We start from the raw sequence: 22,622 nt of genomic DNA, 5'->3' as shown, positions 1-22,622 counted from the left end.
CAGAATTGGATTTGGATAGGGGCGGAATGGATTCGTTCCCGCAAATCCTAATCAACAAACGAATCATCGCCTATTGCCAACTGGCCCAAATTTGGACGCTGCGGTTTCTATGCCTTCCCCTGACATCATTATTATCGGTGCTGGATCAGCGGGATGCACTCTCGCCCACCTGTTGCAGCATCAGCATGGATATTCGGTCACGTTGATCGAGCCGGAAACGGCGGAAACCCCAGAATTGCATGCAGTGCCCGAAACCGATCGCATTCGCCCGGCTCGCTGGTTGAAATTGCTGGGCAGTTCGAGCGATTGGAACTACGCCACCGAGACGTCCATGCCGCTCTCAGGCCGCTCGCTGAAGTGCCCGCGTGGCCGAGGTGTCGGCGGCAGCAGTCGGATCAACGCGATGATCTGGTTTCAACCGACGGACGACGATTTCGAAATGTTTTCTGTTGCCGCAGCCGATGCTCGCTGGTCGACCGAGTCGCTGAGGTCCGCCTACGAAGCCGCCGAGCAATTGGTGCAGCCCGAACCGGCCCGCTGGATCAGCGAACCAGCCGAGCGGTTTCTGCAAGCCGCCAGTCCCTTTGGCACCGCGATGGTGTACCGCAGGATGAATCGCAACGGACGCCGCTGGTCTCCCGCCGCCCTGATTACAGATTCACCCGGCGTGCAGACAATTCGAGCCACCGTCGATCGCATCTTGTTTCGTAATGACCAAGCAATTGGTGTCCAGTTGGCCGACGGGTCGAAGATTACTGCGAGCAAACGAGTCATTTTGTCCGCCGGCAGTATCGCCAGTCCTGCGATCTTGATGCGTAGTGGAATCGGGCCTCGCGATTGCCTGCGAGACGCCGGCGGCCAAGCGTGGCTGGACGCAGCGGAGGTCGGCCAGCATCTGCAAGATCATCTGGTGATGCCCGTCGTCTTTTCGACCGACCAGGCGGCTCGCTTTGATTTGAACGTCTCGCCGCGAGACCTGGTGCGATTCGACGCTCTTGGCCGAGGACCGCTCACGTCGAATATTGCCGAAGCCGGTGGTTTGTTTGCCGAAGATGCCCTTCAAATTCATGTAACGCCGACGCATTACCTCCGCTTTCCACAACCCAGCTCGCCGGCGGCTATGACGATCGCCGTCAACGCGACGAAACCGAAATCACGTGGTCAGCTCGCGATCCGGTCGCTCGATGCAAGCGCCGCGCCGCAGATCGATCCCGGTTACTTGACTGATCCCGCCGACGTCGAAACCACCATCGCCGGAGTGAAATTGGCGAGATCGATCGCGATGCAGTCACCGCTGAAAAACTGGACCGGGCACGAGTTGGTCCCCGGAATGAAACGCGACAGTGACGAGGCAATTGCCAAGTCGATCTCTCGTTACGCTCAAACGCTGTACCATCCCGTCGGGACCTGCGGGCTTGGACGCGTCGTGGACGCGGATCTATCAGTGATCGGAACGCAACAGCTGTCGGTTGTCGACGCGTCGGTGTTCCCCGAGCTGACGTTGGGTAATCCCAACGCGATGGTAATCACGCTCGCCGTGCTGTTTGCGAGCCAATTAATCAACGGCCTGTCCCTTGATCAATAGCTCCACCGCTTCGTTGGTTTGGCCGACCAACTCAGCCTCCACGACGGTTCCCGCAGCCGATTTCCATTGGCGACTGACTCTCGCGTTCTCGGATTGCTGTGCGTAACCAGTCTCTGCCAATCCAGTCGCTGCCAGCCCGCACCCCAGACCGATCAGGGCTAGTTTTGCAGTCAGCAATAAAGTGCGTAGGAAAAAAAATGGGGTGCAAGCCTGGAGAGCCACCTGACAAAACACCTGCGGAGGGGTACGTGATTCGTTTTAGTTTACTAATCCTGTAGCGGGGGCAAGTAAGGTGTCGTGAAACCGAACCTGTTAGAGAAATGTGGAATTCGACTCGTCGATCACCGCCATTGCAGAGCGGTTTGGGAGGATCGGAGCACCCTGATTTGGCAGGCCCTACACCAAATCAGCTTGGTGCGGCATAATCAGGGGTTTTCCCCAACAGGTCGCATGCCCTGCCTGAACGCTCTAGGTAATCGGTAACAAAGATGACGGAAGACAAAATTGGCAAACTCGGCGTCACCTTCGACGACGTCCTCTTGCTGCCACGCTACAGCGAGGTTGTCCCCAGTGAAGTCGACGTGTCCACTCGGCTGACCGGCCGGATTTCGCTCCAGATCCCCCTCATTTCCTCACCCATGGATACGGTGACGGAAGCCGATATGGCGATCGCGCTAGCAAAAGAAGGCGGGATGGGAATCATTCACAAAAATTTGTCCCCGCGTGCCCAGACCCAGCAAGTGCTGAAGGTGAAACGGTCGGCAAATGGAATTATTGTTGACCCCGTTACCTTGCCCCCCGAAGAAAAGGTCAGCCGCGCTGTCGAGCTGATGGACCAGGCCAATGTCTCGGGAATCCCCATTGTTTATGCCGATCGCAAGCTTGCAGGCATTCTGACGCGGCGTGACTTGCGGTTCCTAGAGAACCCAGACCTCCCAATTTCGGAAGTTATGACACATGAGAACTTAGTGACGGCTGTAGGGAATGTAACGCTTGAGGAAGCTGAAAGGATTTTAACGGGAAAAAGAGTCGAGAAACTTCTCCTGGTTGACGAAGATAGAAGACTGACGGGGTTAATAACGATTCGTGACATCGACATGATGAAGCGATATCCGCGTGCTTGCAAAGATCCGCTCGGCAGATTGCGGGTCGGAGCGGCGATCGGAGTCGGTGATTTTGATCGAGCCGAGAGTTTGATTCGACAGGGCGTTGATTTGCTAGTAGTCGATTCGGCTCACGGGCACAGTCAGAACGTGATTGAAACCGTCCGAGAAATTAAGAACCAACGTGATTGGGACATCGATATTGTGGCCGGGAATGTGGCCACAGCGGAAGCGACTCGCGATTTGATCGAAGCGGGGGCAGATGCGGTGAAAGTCGGCATCGGTCCTGGTTCGATCTGCACAACGCGAGTCATCAGCGGTGTCGGAGTCCCTCAGATCACAGCGATTTTGGACGCAGTCAAAATCGCCGAAGAGAGAAACATACCTATCATCGCCGACGGCGGCATTCGCTTCAGCGGTGATATTACGAAGGCAATCGCGGCCGGCGCGAGTACCGTGATGATCGGAAGTCTGTTCGCAGGCCTCACCGAGAGTCCGGGCAAGATGATCCTGTACCAAGGTCGTACGTTCAAGTCGTACCGGGGGATGGGATCGATGGGCGCGATGGTCAAAGGAAGTAGTGATCGGTATCGGCAAAAAGGTGCTGAGGCGGGCAAACTTGTCCCCGAAGGCGTCGAAGGCCGCGTACCGTTCAAAGGTCCTCTTAGCGATTACGTCTACCAGTTGGTCGGCGGATTGCGAGCGGGGATGGGATACGTCGGAACACGGACGATTGATGAGTTGCGGCATGATGCGAGATTCATTCGCGTCTCCGCAGCAACGGTTAGGGAGAACCACCCGCATGACATTGCGATCACCCAGGAAGCGCCAAATTACAGCCCTGATGTTTCATCAGGCGAAACGAACTAGCCTGGCAATTTTAATTGCCAGTGCCGGGACGCTCGCCGCTTGGAACTCTCCAGCGGCACACGGCCAGTCGCCCTCGGGCTACGGCAATCTTCGTCCGGTTCCCAAAATGGGAACCGTTCCGCCGGCCGCTCCGGCACCCGTTCATAATCCAACCCACGACGGTTGGAATCTGAAATGGGGACGCAATCCCAAGGCGGCTCCGCAGCCCAATGGCACCGCAGCCAGCGATGCTGTGGATCGTCATTTCGCGGGCAAAGATCCATTTGCGGACGATCTGCCTGCGGCAACCGTCGTTGCCAGCGGGAGCGTGCCAAGCCAACAAACTGTCAGCCAACAAGCCGTCAGCACGGTAGCTCAGCAAGACAGTTCAGGCCGCAGCGTGTTGGCCCCTTCTGTGATGGCCCCTTCTGTGATGGCCCCTTCTGCGATGGTTCGTCCGGTATCGGCCGTCCAAAGCCAACCGACAAACGCGCTGCAGCAAGCTCAATCGGCTCCGGATCTGCGTTCGGTCAATGCCGATCCGACATCCCCTCCGGCACCAGTTGAGCGGACCACATGGTTGGTCGCGCCACAGCAAGGCGGCGGATTTTCGTTGCCACCGGAATCGTCGGGGCAACCGCGTGAAGCGGCTCCACCAAAAACGGACTTCTTTGAGAATCCGTTCGGCGAGGGCTCGACCAAAGGACGTCAAGCGGCGCCACGAAGCCCAGGCTTTGCACCACCAGCTCAAGCGGATCCGGCTCGCCCGGTTGATCCTCGCTCGATGAACCAACTGCGTGGCGAAGCGGGGGCTATGCCTCCGTCACGCTCGGTGCCTGGTCCGGGATCGAAAGTCGATCCACAACCGAAGCTCGAATTGCTGCCGAGTCCCCAAGGGCAATCAACCAGCCCACGTCAATCAAAACCCGCCCAGGATGGTCGCTCGCTCGGCGACTTCCTGAAGGAAGAAGGCAGTGTTCAGCCGCTGCCAAACCCTCGAAAAGACAGCGAAGACAGCCCCGAATCGCCATCGGATCAACGAGGTCGGTTCGAAAATCCGTTTGGTAAACCGGATGGCGGTCGTTCCGCTCTCGACGAACGGGATCGTGATCGCTTGGATCAACGTTCGGGCCGCGAAGTGGATGGCGTCGGCAAGTTCGATGGTGTCGATGACCTCAAGCAGACCGCAGGTATCTCGTGTGAAGATTTCCGTCAGCGAATTGCATCGCAAACGATCGACAAGTTGTCGTTGGACATCAGCCCGCCGTTTCGGCCTGACGTGATCAGCGAAGCGGAATACCAAAAGCTGAAGACCAAGTTCGACGAAAACCAGGGCGAACGTCAATGGCGTACGATCGACGGACGTCCGCTCGCATCGGGACGTTTGGTTGACTTGGCTTACGAAAAGGCCGTGATTCAAACAGGACACGGCACGACCGAAGAACTCTCGATCAATCGCCTTAGCGAAGCCGACTTGGCCTACATCTCCGACAACTGGGGTCTGCCCAAGGAATGTCTGATCGAGCAGGTCGCTTACACCGAGCGTTCATGGCAGAGCACCACGATGACGTGGAAGGCATCCAACTTGTGTCACAAACCGTTGTACTTCGAAGATGTCAACCTCGAGCGTTACGGACACACCCGTGGGCCGCTGTGGCAACCGGTTGTTTCGTCCGCCCACTTCTTTGTCAACATCGCCGTGTTGCCTTACAAGATGGGAGTGCACGCTCCGAACGAATGCCAATACGCACTCGGCTATTATCGCCCCGGCAACTGTGCTCCGTGGATCAAACCACCAGTACCGATCAGTGTGCGAGGCGGTTTGACGCAAGCCGCAGCGATGACCGGAGCGTTCTGGTTGATCCCATAATGGCAACGCTGTGAAACATTTCGTAGCGGAACTCGTCAAGAGTTCCGGAGGGACTCGCCGTGAATCGCAAGTTTTGAAGGCTTGTTGATTTAATCGAAATGCAAATCGCAGTAGTGAGCCGTGGGCCGTAAGGCACCGGGTAACGCGATATACCCGGCCGCTCACGTGCGAGCGGCTCACTAAATCAACAAGTGCTCCGCGACCACGCTGCAGACGTTTGCGATTCAATCGCTGCAGCGTTTTGAACGTAGCGGAAGTCGTCAAGACTTTCGTTTTCCCGTGTGAACGAAACTCTTGACGAGTTCCGCTACCTCGGAAATTCAATCGAAGCCAAGAGCAATCAACGACGTTTGCCTAGTGAGGGTGATGTGGATCGTGCAGAACCCAATCATAGTGATGGCGGTGACCGTGAATGTCTTGGTGCCATGTGTGATAGTGGCTGCGACCTAAGAGATGATACGCACCGTGAAGATGGAATTCTCGTTGCTGATGCGGAGCAATGCTTCCGATGTAACGACCATCGACATACAGATAAATGTATTCGTGTGAACGGTTCATCACATGCATGTCGCCATGAAGGTCGCGAGTCGCCTCGCCCGCTATGGCAGCAGCTGCCGCCTCGTCTTCGGCTTCTTTGGCGGCGCTGCTTTGTTCTTGCAAACTAGCCGCTTTATCGCTCGGAGCCATCTTGGCTAACGCGGCGAGCTCCGCCGACGATTTTCTACGTTCGGCCAGCTGGATGGCTTCGTCCCACAATTGAGCGGATGTCAGCGACGCCTTTTTGTCGCCCGCCAACGACTCGGCGACGCCCAGAATGTTCGCGGCCGAAGCGATGCAGATCGGATCCGCTTCTTCGCGGGCCTCTTCGATCGTTTTTCCGAGATGTGACAGAGCTTGCAGTGGTACCTGCAATTCGGCATTGAAGTCGATCTGGTTGGCCGGCGTCCGTTTGGTCGGAGTGGTTTCAAGTTTGCTTTTGTCGGCCGCTGCATCTTGGGCGGATGCGATCGATACGGACGCCAACAAAAGAGCGACTGCGGAAAGGGAAAGGATGGTACGCATGGTTTACCTCGTGCCGTGTGGCGTTGGGAGAGAAAGGGGGCAGGCCATTGAAAGTGAGTTTCGACGAGAAGAGTAGACTTGATGACCGTTGACGACCCGCTATGTGGTGATTGTACCGCCCCCTGGATGGCCATACAATAATTTCTGGCGGCAAACGCTCATCTGCATCTAAACTTCATAAGGTTCTCAATGCAGATGCCATTCGCTAGCGGAAAGGTTTTTCGAAAACTTTTGAAGTTATTGGCGGAGCTGAGTTTTTTTTGTTCCGCAGACTCTTTCGATTTGGCTTGTTCTTTCTATCCCGTCCGTATCTCGCTGCAGCCAAAGATCGGAGAACGCCATGTTGCCATCCTTATCACTTAGTCCCTGTTTCAGCCTGCTTCATTGCAACATGCTGCTTCGCAAGTTCCACGGCGTCTTAGCCAGTCGACGCCGATGGAACCGGAAAAAGGGAAGATCGCATGGGTAGGTTCGGCCGAGTGGACCGAGTTCTGAAGTGTCAACGTTGCCAATTCGCAGCGTTGCGTGTTGGCGTGTTGCTAATCGTGACACACGCCACCGCTGCGATTGCGCAAACGCCGCCTCCGCCTGCTGCACCTCCCCCTGCGACAACGCCTGCTGATGCCACCGGCGGTGGCTACCAGGGGCCACGCTATTTCGTTCCTCCCGGTAATGCGAATTCGACACCATATCACAGCCCCGCCACAAAATGGCCGCAGCATCAACCATCCTATTCGCCGGGCTCAAAATGGCCGCAGTACGGTCCGAACTATTACCCCGCCAACAAGTGGCCTTCGGCGCCCGGTGAGCAACGCTTTCATTTTGATAGATATCATCCAGTCGTGGCCCCACAAAACGCGGCAGCCCCCAAGCACACCCAGCACTCCGATGTTGTTGGGAAACATAGCGACGTAGAACCACACGCAGGACACGCTCATAAATCGACCGATGACGTTCCCCGTATGCTCCGTTACGAGGACGCCGAACGATTGGCAAAAGACAATGTGGCCTCGGCTCAAGAGCAGTTGGCACAGCTGTATATCGATTACGGTCACTACGACGAAGCCATCGCCCAGCTCGCCGAAGTGATGAAGCACTTTGCCGACGATCCCACTGCAGCCGAACGTCATGCGATTGCGGCGAACCGCTTGGCTCGCGTTCATCTCGAATTAGGCGAATTCGGCAAATCCCGGCAATTGCTCGACCAAAACGTCCAACGATTGAATGATGCGGCGGCTAAACCGTCGAACACCAAACAACCGTTCGGTGACGTGCTCGGTGACACGTTGGCGCTGTTAGCGGAATTCTGTCGAGAGACGGGCGATTTCAAACAAGCCGAAACGCTTCACGAAAAGATTCTCAAACGCCGCAGCGAGGTCTTCGGCGAGCAGCACCGCGAGTACGCGGTGGCGCTACACAACTTTGGCATCTTTCGCTGGCGACAAGAGCGATTCGAAGTTGCCGAAGAACTGTTGCGACGTGAATTGCAGCTGACAGAGCAGCTCAGTCCCAGTGGGCCAGAATTGGCACATAGTCGCGAATCGCTTGCCGTCGTGCTGACATCGCTAGGCAAGTTCGACGAGGCGGAATCGCTTTTCCTGGCGGCACTGAAAACTTTTGAAGGCTCTGCGGCGACCGAGCGAGACCGCTATCGAACGCTCAGCAACCTTGGTTTTCTGCATATTTTTGACGGCCGCCACACCGAAGCGTTGCAACTGTTCTCCGACGCCGCCAATGGACGCAAAGCATTATTGGGCGAAGATCATCTCGATTACGCTGATACCTTGGCCGACGCTGCACGTTTGCGATTGGCCAGCGGCAATGACGAGCGAGCCGTCGAGGTGAGTCGCAAAACGTTGGCGATCACCCGCAAGAACATTGAACTGACCTCGGCAGCACAGTCCGAACGTCAACAACTGGCGATGGCGTCGCTGTTTCGTGAACGACTCGATCTGTTGCTGACGGCGGCAGCCAATTACCCCGATGCTGCAAAGGATGCGTTCGAAGAAATCTTGGCTTGGAAAGGCTCGACGTTGGTTCGTCAACGCAGGATGCGGAAACTGTCTCAGCAAGCTTCGATCGCGGACCAATACAAGAAACTTCGCCAGATCACGATGCAGATTGCTTCACTGTCGCGTTCCTCGCCTGCGGAGATCAACGCGATGGCCGATTGGAAAACGACGCTGACGGCGATGATGGCAGAGAAAGAGACGCTGGAAGCAGAACTGAGCCGCACGAACGCCGAATTTCGCTCCGCACAGTCGCCCCCGTCGTTAGCTCAGTTGGCTGCTTCGCTGCCGCAGGACTCGGTGTTGATCGACTATTTCGAGTACGCGAGCTTATCGCCGGAACCGGGCAAAGGACGTTTTCAAGGCACGCCTTCGTTGCTGGCATCGGTCGTCAAACCCGATGGTTCCGTGCTCGTGATTCCGCTGGGGTCGGCGACCGAGATCGCCAACGACATTGACCAGTGGCGACAATCGTTTGGTGTTTCATCCTCCGGCCGTAACGCAGGAAAACGGCTGCGCGAGCGAATTTGGGAGCCCCTGCTTCCCGCGATCGGTAATGCAGCGACGTTGTTGGTGTCGACTGATCGGCCGCTCGGCCGGTTCCCGCTGGCGGCACTACCGGGGCGTATCGATGGCACTTATTTGATCGAGGATCATCGGATTGCGATGGTGCCGGTTCCGCAATTAATCCCAGCGCTCGTCAAGCGTGAGGGACGGCCAGCATTGTCCAAGCACTTGTTGGTGATGGGTGATGTCGACTATGACGATCCGAACCAAAGCCATATTGCGGTCAATGACACGGCGTCGAAATTGCCTTGGGATCGCAGCAGCAGGGGACTTGCCCGCCGAGGCAGCGAGAAGTTTCTGCCGCTTGAGCATACCGCCGGTGAGATCGCCGCGATCCAGCGGCTGTACAAGAACCAAGCGTGGGCGACACCCGAGGGCATCGTCACGCTGGACCGCCGAAACGCGACCGAGGCTCGGTTTCGCGAGTTGGCACCTCAGTGCTACCAGTTGCACCTGGCGACGCACGGTTTCTTTGCTGCCCCCAGCGTGGTATCCAGCGACAGTGTTCTTTCGAGCTCCGGAAAACGGCTGGCCGCGGACGATCCGTTGGCCGTCCGCGGGATCAGCCCTGGATTGTTGTCGGGGTTAGCGTTTACCGGTGCCAACGCAACGCCGATGCCCGATCGTGACGACGGTATTTTGACAGCGGACGAGATCGCGTTTCTACCGCTCGACGGAGTCGAATTGGTGGTGCTGAGTGCTTGTGAAACGGGACTCGGCGAAGTCGCCGGAGGCGAAGGATTGATTGGCATCCAGCGATCATTCCAAGTCTCGGGAGCACGCACGACGGTGGCAAGTCTTTGGAAAGTCCCGGACCTTGCCACGCGTTTGTTGATGGAACAGTTCTACAAAAACTATTGGGGCGACCAGAAGATGTCACGACTCGATGCGATGCGAACGGCACAGTTGTGGGTGCTGAATCATCCTGATGATCTGCGTGGCCTCGTTCGTGACTCCGGCGAATCGGATGTGCATAAAACGCCACCGGAATACTGGGCCGCCTTTGTCCTATCGGGAGACTGGAGATGATCGGCAGCGCGATCATTAACTGCCGGGGCAGGAGAGCAAGATGACTGCAATCCAAGAATTCTCGAACTTGCTCAGCGACCTCGAGTCGGGGGATCCCGATGCACCGGGGCGGGTGCTCGATATGTATGGAACCGAGATTCGTCGATTTATTCGCTTCCGAATGCGAGATTCCGTTCTTCGGCGGCTGCACGATTCCATTGATGTAGAGCAGTCTGTCTTTCGCCGTTTTTTTCAACGTGCCTCGTCCAGCGACTTAACACTCGCAAGCGAAGATGAATTGCGAGCCTATTTGTTTACGCTCGCAAAAAATCGAGTGCGGGAATTGAAACGCAGCCAGTCCGCGACCAAACGCAAAGCAAACTTCGTCGAGGAAGATTCGAGCTTTCAGCTTGGCCAACTCAGTGGACCCGCTGCGTGTCCCGATGCCGCCGTTGCCGAAGCCGAACTGTTTGGCGAGGTGCGATCGATCGTCGGTACCGATGATTGGAACGCCGTCGTCCAGCGGCTCGAAGGTCGAACTTGGAAAGAGGTCGCCGACGAGCAGGGGGCGATGCCCGACACGCTGCGCAAACGACTGCAAACGGCACTCACCCATGTCAAGGCACGCCTCGTTGGCGATGAAAACGATGAACGATAACGAATTTGAACTCTTGGTCCAAAACGCCGAGTCCGTTGGTGCGGATCAGATCGCCTCGCACGTCAGCAGCGTGCTGGACCGCGACGGCCAGCGTCTCAGCGAAGAACAACACGTTGATTTGCTGTATCTCGAGTATCTTTCACGCGTGTCGGTGGGACAGCCCGATGTGCTTGCCAATCTGTGCCAGCGACATCCGGACTATGCGAATAAACTGAAGCGACAAGCCGAAGTCGATACCGAATTGACGCGGTGGGATGAAACCACCGGGATCGATCCCGATCATCATCTCGCTGTGGACGCGCGTAGCGTGGCCGTCGACACTCGCAAGCAACCGTCGTCGATAGGCGATTACACCGTGGTCGAGAAAATCGGCGAGGGAGCTCAGGCCGAGGTCTTTCGGGTAATTCATCCAATGCTTCGGTGTGAGTTGGCGTTAAAACTGGCCAAGCGACCAAGCGAGCACTCCGATCGCATTCTCGAAGAAGGCCGCATGTTAGTCACGATCAATGATCCCGGCATTGCCCGAGTGATCGACGCAGGCATCTGTAACGACCGTCCCTTTATCGTTTCGGAATTGGTCCGCGGCGTGACGCTCAAGCAGCGAGTCGATGAGGGTTCGTTGACGCGGGGACAGCTGGTTACGCTCATTTCCGAACTCGCTCGCACGGTCGACAAATTGCATGCGGCGGGAATCGTTCACTGTGATATCAAGTCGACCAACGTGTTGGTGGATGCCCAAGGGCGGCCAAAGTTGGTCGATTTTGGCTTGGCGATCAATCGTTCGGTGGATGCCTGGGACGAGGCCGCGGTCGGTCGCGAGGACCATGCCGGTGGCACGCTGGTGTACATGGCTCCGGAGTTGTTTCATCGAGATGCTGAATCCTCCTCTGTGCCGACGCGGCAGCCTGCGACGGACGTCTTTTCGCTGGGCGCCCTGTTGTATTTTGGACTGATTGGCAAACACCCTTACGCCTCTGCGAAAACCAGTGAATTTGTCACTCGGGTCGCCGCTGGCGACTGGGATCGGCAGCCGCTCTTGGACGCCAGTTTGCCAAGCATGCTGGTCCGTCTCTGTGAGCAGTCGCTTTCACGCGATCCAAAGGACCGCGTCCAATCGGCCGGCCAATTGGCTGACGAGCTGAAACACTGGGTGGACCAACAGCATTCCCGTCCGATTCCTGCTGCCCGGATCATCACGGCGTCTTTAATGGTTGTCGCGTTGCTGGGATGGGGGCTGTATTATTTTGCTGCCGATCCAAACCAAGCTAACGTTTTGCCAGCCAACACTTTGCACTCCATTTCGCCCAAAGTGCAGCGGTTGGGACAACTTGATATCAAAATCTCGGACGATCAGCGGATGTTTGATTTGGTCAATCGAGTGCCGTTGGAATCCGGCGAATGGGTTCAAATCCACGCACCGCTTCGTGCTCAGCATGCGGGAGTGCTGTGGTTGTTGTCGAGCGAAGGCAATGCCGAGAAATTGGCGACGTTTGCGGCAGAGGAGCAGCCGCGTTGGGTCCGATTTCCCGAGGAAGCGGGCAAAGTGGTCCCACTTTCCGGCCCGCCGGGAACCGAGGCGATTGTGTGGCTGGAATCGGCTCGGCCAATGAGTGACGAGGTGATCAGCGACGCACTGGTGCCGCGGAAGGTGTGGCCAGCAATTGGCGATTCCGCCGTCTTTCGCGTGGTGGATGGGGAAGTGGTCGTCGAACAGCGGGATCGTTCGTTGGGTTCGCCCAGTGAGATCGAGTCACCTGCCGTGATCGTCCAAAATCATCTTTTGCAGGCGACAAAACGACTGGCGGAAAGTGGGATTGAAGCGGAAATCATTGCGTTTTCGCATATCGATTAAAAACTTTGCAGTTTTCTTTCCGCTGCGGATCCGCTTTGGACTTGTCTTTGTTGTGAGGCTTAAACAAAGCCTCGAAACAAAGTTTTCACCAAAGCACGAAGGACCCAGCCATGTTGTCGATCGCAAAGAAAATCGTTCCCGCCGTTGCACTCGCAGCCCTGTTCACATTCACCTTTGCTGGCGAAGCCCAGGCTCAGCACGGCGGCGGATTCCATCACGGTGGTCACCACAGCGGCCATCACGGCGGACACCATAGTGGTGGCCACGGATTCCATTCCTCGCACGGTCACGGTTGGGGTTTTCCGACCTACCACGACACTTCGCACTTGCATTACCACGCACCCCAATTGCAACGCCACGGCAACCACTTTCATATCCAACCCGGCCACTTCGACGTCCACCGCACCGGCCACTGGCACTTCTAAGTGAAGCAAGGTCATCGTCCGCCCCGGAAAGGGAACGCTGTGAAGCATTTCCTGTAGCTACCTTCGCCAGAAGGTGGTAAATCGATTTGGACGCCAACAATCCACGCTCTGGCGAGCGTAGCTACGAAACGCAAATGCCGTAATCTGCCGCCTCTGAATGCTTCACAGCGTTGCCAGAAAGGGGCGGGAGAAACCTAGTGGTCCGTCAACGTTAAAATTCGGGTATGGACCGTAGCGAAAGTCGCAAAGACTTTCGGCGAATCACAGATTGGATCGAAACTCTCCGCGAGTTTCGCTACCTCCTAAGATTCAAGATCAACAAAGCCTTAGACGTACTTTTCGAGCAGTTTGGCAAGTTGCTCGGGATTATCGTCTTCCTGCAATTTGGCGATCTGTTCCTCTTTTAAGCCAATTTTTTCCAGATGGCTGGTCAGCCGCTTCCAGACTTGGGCTCGCTTCTTGCCTTCGCTGAGGTACAGTTCCGTGACCGCCTCTTGGGCTTTCTGTAGCCCGATCGAATCACGATTTTCGTAGTAATTCTTGATAATCTTTTCTTGATGCCGAGTGCGTCCGGTCATTGTCACTCCGTGGTGGATGGTGGCTAAAAAATTGTCTGTCAGGGAAACTTCCGTTTTCCGTCCCATTTTGACTGCAGGCCGTGCGGATTTACCGCAGACGGATTTGCCGCAGCCAGTTTTATCGCGGACGGGGCAAATCGTGATTCTGGACTGTACCCAGTTATCGGTCATGGGTCAGTTATTCTATAGTAGCGGTGATCCGAGGCCGGGCTAGCGTCATGATTGGCCGACGATTCGTAACGACTCCGCACCCGGAGGGGCGTTGGGGATGCGATTGCCCGTCTAATTTTGCTTTTTATTAAAGAGACCTTCTAGCGATGACAGTTTGCCGTGGTGTGCGAGGCGCGACCAGCGTTGAGAAAGATGACCGTGATCAAATTCTCACTGCGACTCGTCAATTACTTGCCTTGATGATCCGCCAGAACGAGATCGAATCGGCGGACGTTGCGAGTGCCTTTTTTACGGTCACTTCTGACTTGACGGCCGAGTTTCCCGCCTTGGCAGCCCGCCAACTCGGGTGGCTCGAAGTGCCACTGTTGTGCGGCTACGAAGTGTCGGTCGAAGGCTCGCTGCCGCGTTGTATACGGGTCATGCTGCACTGGAATACCGATAAACCTCAATCCGAAATCCACCACGTTTATCTGCACGAAGCCAAGCGATTGCGCCCCGATCTTTCCAAATATCCGCCGGTTGATTTTGAAGAACTGGAGTGTTGGATTCAGGATCATTTGAGCGCCGAAGGCTAGGAGTAAACGTTGGCTTCATCAACACGGATTCGGTGGAAACCGGATACAGCCCTTTCGACGATTCACGCTGCCTATTCGGTCGCCGTGGGAGCTGCGTGTACCGACGAAAAGCTCGAACAAGCACTCGTACCGTACGCCACGCAGATCAACGAGCGATTGCTTTCATCGTCGATTGATATGCGAAGCTTTTGGAGCCGGCTGGTTCGTGAATCGATTGGATGCGACGAGACTCGGGCGGCCTGCGAGACCGCGCTCGTCGCGTCAGGATGCAGCGAACTTCAAGTCGACCAGACCACTCGCGGGATCGTTCGCCAATTAGATGAATGCCGAATCGTGGTCAGCGATCGTTTCCCCCGCTTGCTCGATCAATTGGAACTTCGCTCACGACCGCTGAAAGAGCGATGGGACACCGTCGGCCGCGGCGTGTTAAACCAAATCGCAAAACAGATCTGGAGTGACAGCCCTCCGAAAAATTGGTGGCCTGCGAATGTGGATGGCCTGTTTGTCCAGCCGCTACGAGGCGGCGACGGCGGATTCGAACCTGGCAGCGACGAAGACAAAAGTCCGGCGATTTGGATCGAGGCGATGTTGACCGACGTTTTGCCCAACGTGCCCGAGGTGGTGCGGGTGGCGTGGTTGGTCACGCGAGTGGCGATTGAAAAACATATCGCTCAAAAATCATTGACTTCCAAACCAGGCGACAGCACGTTTGGTCGCCCGGCGTCGCTGCTGTCTGCGTGGGCGTTTGCCTCGGTGCCGTTGGTGCTGCGAGCTGCCGCAGAGTTGGATCTCGTGCCGCGCAACGCCCTGCCGATTTCGGCAGCCACCCGATTGTGGCGACTCAGTGATGCAGCGATCGCGGGCGATGTGGTCACTCAGTGGTGGGAAAAACTCGAGCGTGAACCGCAGCCGTTGCCGGTCGCGCTGAAGTCGCTTTCGCAAGCGATCGAGGAAAACAAGTTGATCGCGCGACCTGCCGAGCCCTTCTAGTGCTTCGTTAGTCTTTGGTTTTGGGGTAGTGGATCTTGCTAAAGATCCTCCGACACCCAAGAAACAGGGAGCTTTAGCAAGCTCCACTACACTAGACACCCCAATTTTCATACGAGACGAAGCACTAAGCTGCGGGCTGCCGTTGACAGAAAAGTGTGCGTTTTCGTAGAGCGAACGTCACAGCATGAAGTGACCAAGACTCGTCGATGGCTGATGCCCCACGCGAACAAGTGAGAAATGAATTCTCTTATTAATTCCGTATTCTTTTGCTACCCCCGGCCCAAATTGGCATTACGATGTCTTAAAATGAGACAATTGAAGTTCTAGTTGTTGCAACTGTAAGCAACGAAAACCGGACTACTCGAATGGATTCGAGTGTTCATGACGCCAAGAAGCGACAGATGACAGCATATTTAATGGTGCGAAGCGGGCCGCAAAAGGGCCGCCAATTTACCCTCGATCTTGAACGGCCGATGCATATCGGGCGCGGGAAGAGCTGTGAAATTATGCTGACGGACCCCGTCAGTTCGCGTTTCCATGCGGTCGTCTATTTCGAGGATGGCAACTGGCATTTACGCGACACCAGCAGTCGCAATGGGACCTTGGTCAACGATCAAAAAACCGACCACGCTCGGATGCTCAACCACCATACGGTCAAGATTGGTGCCACGGAGCTCGAGTTGGTGGAGCCAGAAGGGAATTCGACCGAAGAAACATCGCTCACCCAGACAATTGCGTGGGAATCGGTGAAGACCGAGCATCGCTGGGCTGCGGAAGACGAGGACCCGCTGGCGAAGGTTGCTGCGACTGGCCATTTGATTGATTTGTACTCGCTAAGTCTCAGTTTGCTGCGGTGCGAAAGTCCCGATGAGGTAATCCATACGTTGATCGAATTGCTGCGGGATCGTACGGGTGCCGACGTGGTTGGATTGTCGTTCGATTCGGGTGACGGACGGTTGAAACCGCGACGTGTTGAACCTGCCGATGCTGCCGACCAAGTGACCATCGAAAAATCGTTGCTACGACGGATCGTCAAAAACGGGGAAGCACTCTGGATCAACGATCCAGCAAAGTTAGATGTCGACGAAATTGGCAGTGCCGCAAAGGATACGATGTGGTCGGACATCATCTACGCCCCGGTTGGAAGTGACGACACCAACGTTGGCGTGCTGCATTTGTATCGTCGTGAACCAAAGTTCAGCGAGTCACAATTTGAATTGACCGTTGCGGCGGCCCGCTTGTTGTCGATCGGGTTGAGCCAGGCGTTTGAACGTGATTCGTTGCGGGCCGATCGCCGACGGATCGCGGACCGCAACGCCGATTCGGACGAACTGGTCGGATCCAGCGGTGTGATGCAAAAGCTAAAGGAACGAATCGATCGCGTTGGCAACGCTAGCGGCAGCGTGCTGATTCGTGGGGAAAGCGGGGTAGGAAAAGAGTTGGTCGCCCGCGCGGTGCATCGCGCAAGTCGGCGTTCCAAGCGGCCGATGTTGACCGTCAACTGTGCTGCGATCCCTCACGATTTGATCGAAAGTCAATTGTTTGGCCATCGCAAGGGATCGTTTACTGGCGCCGATAGCGACCATATTGGCTGGTTCCAACAGGCCCATACGGGCACGCTGTTTTTGGACGAGGTGGGCGAATTAACGCTCGAAGGCCAGGCAAAACTGCTGCGAATCCTCGAAGGGCATCCGTTTTTGCCCGTCGGTGCGACCGAAGAGGTGTTGGTGGATGTGCGGGTAATTGCCGCGACCAACCGTGACCTCGCCGAATTTGTCCGCGAAAAACGTTTCCGAGAAGACTTGTTCTATCGGCTCAGCGTGTTTGAGTTGCTGGTTCCGCCACTGCGTGATCGCGGCGACGATATCGAATTGCTGGTCGGTCATTTTCTCGAACACTTTCGCCGCCAACATGGTCGCCCCCTGTTGGCGATGAGCGACGAAGCACGCACACGTTTGTTGGAATACGCCTGGCCCGGCAACGTTCGTCAACTTCGGAACGTGATCGACAGCGCGGTGGTGATGGCCGACGATCCGGCGATCGAAGCGGACGACCTCGGGCTGCGTGATGCGGGTTTGAGCCGACTGGACACCCTACGACTGGACGAGTGGGAGCGTCGACTGATTCGCAAAGCCCTTGAGCGTACCGGCGGCAATGTCCCCGAGGCGGCGAGATTGCTTGGAATCAGCCGTGCGACCGCGTACCGCAAGATCACCGAATACGAGATCGACCGCTAAGTTCGACTTTCGCACTCTCCAGGCAACGAAGGTGAGCGTGGAAATCTCGCCGCAATCGGCAAACATGGGCCATTTCGGCCTGTTTTCCTCGTTTCTAGCCCAATTAGCCCCCGCTTCCTCTTGTCAAAATCGCCCCAGGACGCGACACTTTCGGGCTTCCTCGAATTCGATGTGTGAACGCCTGGTGTCAATTGTTGACGCCAGCCGGTGGTGAAGGCGGTAATCGCCGTCCCCCATGCGGATCACACGCTGGCAGCAGTTCGCTTGCAGATTTTGTCTCTGAGCGGCTTCCTCCTGCCGATGTCCCAAGCCGCGTCTTTGACGCAAAAAGGTAAAGCAGTATGGCCCGATATACAGGCCCCAAAGCAAGAATCAACCGTCGCCTCGGCGCTCTTCTTTATGAAACAGCCGGTGCCGCACGTGCATTGGACCGACGTAACACCCCGCCCGGGATGCATGTTCGTGGACGTCGTCCGAGCAACTACGGCTTGGCGTTGATGGAGAAGCAGAAGATCAAGCACTATTACGGCTTGGGCGAGCGTCAACTTCGTCGTTACTTTGATGCTGTCGGTCGTAAATCGGGTAACACCGGTCAATTGTTGCTTTTGATGTGTGAGCGTCGTTTGGACAACGTGGTTCGCCGCGTTGGCTTCACCAAGACTCGTCCTCAAGCACGTCAAGGCATCACGCACGGTCACTTCCGCGTCAACGGCGTGAAAGTAACCAAGCCAAGCTACCAGCTTCGCCCTGGCGATATCATCGAAGTTCGCGGTCGTGAAAACCTCAAGAATCTTTATCGCGGTGTGATCGCCAATGCGTCGCCTGACGCCCTGGATTGGGTCACCTTCGATAGCGAAAACCTGAAGGCCACCGTACTGGGACTTCCCGGAGCGAGCGACATTAGCTTGCCAGTGGATGCTAACAGCGTCGTCGAATTCTTGTCACGATAAGCGTTCGCGATTCAGCGTTCCCCGTGCGTACCGGAGCCCCATCCCCGTGTGGAGCCCGCTCGGCACAATGTCATCTATCAGAACCGGCAATTTAGGTTGCCGGTTCTGTTTATAATGGCGTCTCCCTCGGCCTCGCAACCGATCTCGTAGGTTGCGACGGGCTGTCTTTACGAACCGTCCTAGTCGTTTTTTGAGAGGCAATCTCCTCTGATGCATAGTCCTGTTGTTGTTCTCGGTGGTGGTCCTGGTGGTTATGCGGCTGCGTTTTTGGCTGCCGACGAAGGCCTTGATGTGACGATTGTTGAAGCCGAACCTCGTCTCGGTGGTACCTGTCTGCTCCGCGGCTGTATCCCCAGCAAGGCGCTTCTGCATGTGGCCAAGGTGATCAGCGAAGTGGACGAACTGCGTGAAGATTGGGGCGTCGTGTACGACGAAAAGCCCAAAATTGATGTCGACAAAGTGCGTGCTCGCAAAGAGAAAGTCATTTCGAATTTGACGGGCGGATTGGGCCAACTGGCAAAACGCCGCAACGTGACCGTCATCCAAGCGCGTGGCACGTTCCTGAACTCGACTACGCTGAAACTCGAAGGCGATGACAAATCGATCCCCGAGGGCGGCGAGTTGACATTCGATCACTGCATCGTCGCGACCGGCAGCGTGCCCGCAATGCCGCCCATATTCGACATCGGCAACGACCGCGTGATGGACAGCACCGGAGCACTCGCACTTGCCGATATCCCCGAAACATTGTTAGTCGTCGGTGGCGGCTACATCGGGCTGGAAATGGGCAGCGTGTACGCTCATCTTGGCTCGAAAGTCACCGTGGTCGAACTCAGCGAAGGCTTGTTGCCCGGAGCCGATCGCGACCTCGTCAAACCGCTGGCCAAACGCATCGACAAAATGTGCGAAGGCCGCGTTCTGCTCAATACAAAAGTAGGCTCGCTCGCCGAAGACGGCGACAAGATCCAAGTGACCTTCGAAGGTCCCGCCCACTTTGGTCACGAAAAATACGATCGCGTTCTGATCAGCATCGGGCGTCGTCCGGTAACTCGCGGTCTCGGACTAGAAAATACGAGTGTGGTCGTCAATGAGCGTGGTTTCATTGAATGTGACGCTCAACAACGCACCGCGGATCCACATATCTTTGCGATCGGTGACGTCGCGGGCGATCCGATGCTCGCCCACAAAGCGACCCACGAAGGCCGCGTGGCAGCGGAAGTGATCGCGGGCAAACCCGCAGCGTTTGACAAAGTGGCAATCCCTGCGGTTGTCTTTACCGATCCCGAAATCGCATGGGCCGGCTTGACCGAAGGCGAAGCCAAAGCAGCCGGCCGCAAAGTCGACGTCGCAGTTTATCCGTGGGCAGCGAGTGGTCGTGCTCAAGCTTTGAACATCACCGATGGCTTGACCAAATGGTTAGTCGACCCCGAGACCCAGCGTGTACTCGGCTGTGGCATTGTTGGCAGCGGAGCAGGCGAATTGATTGCCGAAGCCGTGTTGGCGATCGAGATGGGTTGCGAAGTGCACGACATCACCGAGAGCGTCCATCCGCATCCGACCTTGAGCGAGACGCTGATGAACGCGGGCGAAGTCCACTTCGGCACGGCCACGGAAATCTACAAGCCGAAAAAGAAGCCTGCTGCAGCGGCTAGCTAAAGAGGGTCGTAGCAGAAGTCGTTACGACTTTCGTTATGTTTACCGAATGATTCGGAACTCACAGGCAAGTTCCGCTACCCTCCAATTTGCTCTTGGCAAAACACGGGACGGACCCGTTAACGTTGGGGGCGATTGCTCCAATCGCCCATCCCCCAACTCGTCACCAAACGTTTCCAGTCTTCGATCAACGCTCCTAACAAATAGGCAGCGTTTTGAGCGTAACGTGGGACGAGTCGCTTGGGATCGCTGCACATCCGGTAAGCCCATTCCAGGCCAAGTTTTTGCCAAACGATGGGAGCACGCTTTGCGGTTCCAGCGATAAAGTCAAACGACGCGCCGAGCTGGATACTAACGGGAATACCAAGCCGTTTGTAGTTCGCGTGGATCCACTTCTCGCCTTTGGGCTGCCCGAAAGCGACGAGCAGAATTGCGGCTCCGGACTTTTTGATTCGTTGATCTTGCTCGCGTTGCTCGCTCTCGTTTAGCGCGCGGAACGGAGGCGACTCGACGCCCGAGATTTTGAGCCCAGGGTACATCGATTGCAGCTTCTTGGCACACTGCTGCGCCACGCCCTCTTCGCCGCCTAGAAAGTAGATTCCCCAGCCGTTATCGCTGCATCGCTCGGCGAGGTGGTAGATCATTTCGCTACCAGCGACGCGTTCAGGGATGGCTTCCTTTGACAATCGGCTACGCAAAACAATCGGTTGTCCGTCGGCAAGGATTAGGTCCGCATCGTCGGTGATCGCACCCATTTCAGGATCGCGATGATGCAGCATGCAGTAGTTCAGGTTTGCGGTGATCACGTAACTTGGGACTCGTCGCTGAACCAAACATTCGATTCGGTCCACCGCTTCGGCAAGCGTGACATGATCAAATGGCACATCCCAGACCTCGCTGCGGATCAAATCCGGCAACGGCATTGGGGCTGGCAATTCCGCCGCGACGGATTCGCCGGTCGCGTTCGGATTGCCAGGGGTGTTCATTGGGGGCACAATCATCGGGATGCCAAAAGGAGCCACAGTCGAAGTGTAATTCATTGCTCGGTTTGTTTCCGCAATTGGGTGGATCAGAAAATTCGGTTATCGAATTCATGCTGGCTTGTTCGCAGCGCCGTTGGACGCGTTACCCTCAACGCTACGTCACAGCAACGGACGTTCCGCTTCGATCGCAGATCCTGTGGTGTGAACTTTGGGCTCTTTTGCCGGATCCTCCGGTTGTAGCGAATCCGCGGGTTCGTCAAAGTAACGCCCATGAATGATCGAAAAATGATCGTAGTCTCGGTTGAGGGCTTGGCGGCTTCCGCGCTCGGATGCTACGGGTCTTCGTGGAACGAAACTCCCGCAATCGACCTGCTCTCGAGCCGCGGCTGCGTTTGGGATCGCGCGATCGCAGAGCACGACGATGGGCTGAAGGTGTTGGCAAATTGGTTGCAGCCGCCGCCATCGCATGACCCCGAGCACTGGATCGCACGCTGGAACGATCTTGGGCCTGTCGAATTGATCACCGACGATTCTCGGTTGCCACAACAGTCGCTGGACGTCGACTTTGATCAAACTTGGTTAATCGACCTGGACCCGCCAGATGCCGACACGCCACCGGCCGAAGAAATCGAAGAAACACATTTGGCGAAGCTATTCGCGGGGCTTTTGACACGAATCGAAGATCCCAATCCCGCTGCCGTCTGGTGGCTGCATACGCAATCGCTAGTGCGATGTTGGGATGCACCTCGATGGCTTGTCCCGATGGATGCAGACGAGCTGTACGCCGACGAACCGTCGGAGGATGTCGATCTATTGCCGGAATCGGATGCGACGATCGGTGAACCCGATGGCGAAGTGCCACCCTGGGTCTTTCCCGATATTCTGCCGCCGCAGTTGAAGTTGACCGAGCAATCACATCCCGATCTGGCCGTCGCCTGGATGCGAACGTATGGCTGCCAAGTCCGACTGTTAGATCGGATGTTGGCATTGCTATTGGAATACGCTGCCGATTTGGATCCGATTGTGGTGCTGGTTGGAACCAGCGGGTTTAGTCTCGGGCAAAATCAATCGATCGGCTATCGTGCGGGGCCGCTGCGAAGTTGCCACCATCGTGTGCCGATGATCGTCAGCGACTTAGGTCCCGTACATGAAAAGCGATTGTTCAATGCAAAATCGTTGCCCGCATTGCTTGCGAAGATCAAGACGCAGCCGGATTGTCTGATTGACCCATCGGTTTGGGTTCAAAGCGAATCTGAATTTGAGCCTCGTATCATCACCCAAGACGATCAAGGCTCCACTGCGGTGACCACGCCGAGGTGGTATCACGTGCAGGATGCGCCGCAGGAGTTCGGTGTGGAACCGAACCATCTGTATTTGAAGCCCGATGATCTGGATGACCAAAACGATGTCAGCCGATTGCGATACGACATCGTTGAGCTGCTGGGGGAATCGCCAGCCATCGATCACTGACGCAATGCGACGTGTTTAGCGAATTCA

17 protein-coding genes are annotated in these 22,622 nt (G+C 56.3%); 13 read left to right on the top strand and 4 right to left on the bottom strand.

The annotated features are described in order from the left end of the window. The first annotated feature begins 109 nt into the window (after positions 1 to 109). Positions 110 to 1,585 (top strand): GMC family oxidoreductase, encoded by a 1,476-nt coding sequence (locus SH528x_RS02805; protein ID WP_442509015.1) that lies wholly within the window; start codon positions 110 to 112, stop codon positions 1,583 to 1,585. Here SH528x_RS02805 and SH528x_RS02800 read toward each other — a convergent pair. Beyond that, complete coding sequence (locus SH528x_RS02800; RefSeq protein WP_442509014.1) at positions 1,556 to 1,762, bottom strand: hypothetical protein; 207 nt, start codon at positions 1,760 to 1,762, stop codon at positions 1,556 to 1,558. The genes SH528x_RS02805 and SH528x_RS02800 overlap by 30 nt on opposite strands. A gap of 311 nt (positions 1,763 to 2,073) precedes the next feature. On the opposite strand from SH528x_RS02800, the gene guaB reads away from it, so the two are divergent. Then, entirely contained in the window at positions 2,074 to 3,558 is a 1,485-nt protein-coding gene (guaB, locus tag SH528x_RS02795) for an IMP dehydrogenase (RefSeq protein ID WP_442509013.1), read from the top strand. Continuing rightward, entirely contained in the window at positions 3,533 to 5,407 is a 1,875-nt protein-coding gene (locus SH528x_RS02790) for a hypothetical protein (RefSeq protein ID WP_442509012.1), read from the top strand. The genes guaB and SH528x_RS02790 overlap by 26 nt, the downstream gene beginning before the upstream one ends. 354 nt (positions 5,408 to 5,761) lie before the next feature. On the opposite strand, the gene SH528x_RS02785 is transcribed toward SH528x_RS02790, so the two are convergent. Beyond that, positions 5,762 to 6,469, bottom strand: coding sequence for a hypothetical protein (locus SH528x_RS02785; protein WP_442509011.1), 708 nt, complete (start codon positions 6,467 to 6,469; stop codon positions 5,762 to 5,764). A gap of 461 nt (positions 6,470 to 6,930) precedes the next feature. Between SH528x_RS02785 and SH528x_RS02780 the strand changes: the two genes are divergently transcribed. The 4 genes from SH528x_RS02780 to SH528x_RS02765 all read left to right on the top strand — a co-directional run bounded on the left by SH528x_RS02780 (position 6,931) and on the right by SH528x_RS02765 (position 12,988). Further along, the gene (locus SH528x_RS02780; protein WP_442509010.1) at positions 6,931 to 10,074 is read left to right on the top strand and encodes a CHAT domain-containing protein; all 3,144 of its coding nucleotides are present in this window, start codon (positions 6,931 to 6,933) and stop codon (positions 10,072 to 10,074) included. A gap of 40 nt (positions 10,075 to 10,114) precedes the next feature. Beyond that, the gene (locus SH528x_RS02775) at positions 10,115 to 10,711 is read left to right on the top strand and encodes an RNA polymerase sigma factor (protein WP_442509009.1); all 597 of its coding nucleotides are present in this window, start codon (positions 10,115 to 10,117) and stop codon (positions 10,709 to 10,711) included. Further along, complete coding sequence (locus SH528x_RS02770) at positions 10,701 to 12,563, top strand: serine/threonine protein kinase (RefSeq protein WP_442509008.1); 1,863 nt, start codon at positions 10,701 to 10,703, stop codon at positions 12,561 to 12,563. The genes SH528x_RS02775 and SH528x_RS02770 overlap by 11 nt, the downstream gene beginning before the upstream one ends. Positions 12,564 to 12,673: 110 nt before the next feature. Then, on the top strand, positions 12,674 to 12,988 hold the full coding sequence (locus SH528x_RS02765; RefSeq protein WP_442509007.1) for a hypothetical protein: 315 nt from the start codon (positions 12,674 to 12,676) through the stop codon (positions 12,986 to 12,988). A 326-nt stretch (positions 12,989 to 13,314) separates the two neighbouring features. On the opposite strand, the gene SH528x_RS02760 is transcribed toward SH528x_RS02765, so the two are convergent. Then, positions 13,315 to 13,566, bottom strand: coding sequence for a hypothetical protein (locus SH528x_RS02760; protein ID WP_442509006.1), 252 nt, complete (start codon positions 13,564 to 13,566; stop codon positions 13,315 to 13,317). Positions 13,567 to 13,883: 317 nt separating this feature from the next. On the opposite strand from SH528x_RS02760, the gene aroH reads away from it, so the two are divergent. From aroH to lpdA, 5 genes are all read left to right on the top strand, one after another. Then, positions 13,884 to 14,312 (top strand): chorismate mutase, encoded by a 429-nt coding sequence (aroH, locus tag SH528x_RS02755; protein WP_040764999.1) that lies wholly within the window; start codon positions 13,884 to 13,886, stop codon positions 14,310 to 14,312. 9 nt (positions 14,313 to 14,321) lie between these two features. Further along, positions 14,322 to 15,302: a hypothetical protein gene (locus tag SH528x_RS02750; protein WP_442509005.1), complete on the top strand. Its 981-nt coding sequence runs from the start codon at positions 14,322 to 14,324 to the stop codon at positions 15,300 to 15,302. Positions 15,303 to 15,703: 401 nt separating this feature from the next. Beyond that, positions 15,704 to 17,539 (top strand): sigma 54-interacting transcriptional regulator, encoded by a 1,836-nt coding sequence (locus tag SH528x_RS02745; RefSeq protein WP_442509004.1) that lies wholly within the window; start codon positions 15,704 to 15,706, stop codon positions 17,537 to 17,539. A 341-nt stretch (positions 17,540 to 17,880) separates the two neighbouring features. Continuing rightward, positions 17,881 to 18,489, top strand: a complete 609-nt coding sequence (rpsD, locus tag SH528x_RS02740) for a 30S ribosomal protein S4 (RefSeq protein ID WP_442509003.1) — start codon at positions 17,881 to 17,883, stop codon at positions 18,487 to 18,489. A gap of 210 nt (positions 18,490 to 18,699) precedes the next feature. Continuing rightward, positions 18,700 to 20,145, top strand: a complete 1,446-nt coding sequence (gene lpdA / locus SH528x_RS02735; RefSeq protein WP_442509002.1) for a dihydrolipoyl dehydrogenase — start codon at positions 18,700 to 18,702, stop codon at positions 20,143 to 20,145. Between the two features lie 116 nt (positions 20,146 to 20,261). On the opposite strand, the gene SH528x_RS02730 is transcribed toward lpdA, so the two are convergent. Beyond that, entirely contained in the window at positions 20,262 to 21,182 is a 921-nt protein-coding gene (locus SH528x_RS02730; protein WP_442509001.1) for a WecB/TagA/CpsF family glycosyltransferase, read from the bottom strand. 213 nt (positions 21,183 to 21,395) lie between these two features. On the opposite strand from SH528x_RS02730, the gene SH528x_RS02725 reads away from it, so the two are divergent. Further along, the gene (locus tag SH528x_RS02725) at positions 21,396 to 22,595 is read left to right on the top strand and encodes a hypothetical protein (protein WP_442509000.1); all 1,200 of its coding nucleotides are present in this window, start codon (positions 21,396 to 21,398) and stop codon (positions 22,593 to 22,595) included. The last annotated feature ends 27 nt before the right edge of the window (positions 22,596 to 22,622 follow it).

Origin of the sequence: Novipirellula methanifontis (assembly GCF_052161655.1) — a bacterium.
In the GTDB taxonomy this organism is placed as follows: Bacteria; Planctomycetota; Planctomycetia; order Pirellulales; family Pirellulaceae; genus Novipirellula.
The sequence above is the reverse complement of the archived record's forward strand: the minus strand, read 5'-3'. Positions and strand labels throughout refer to the sequence as shown.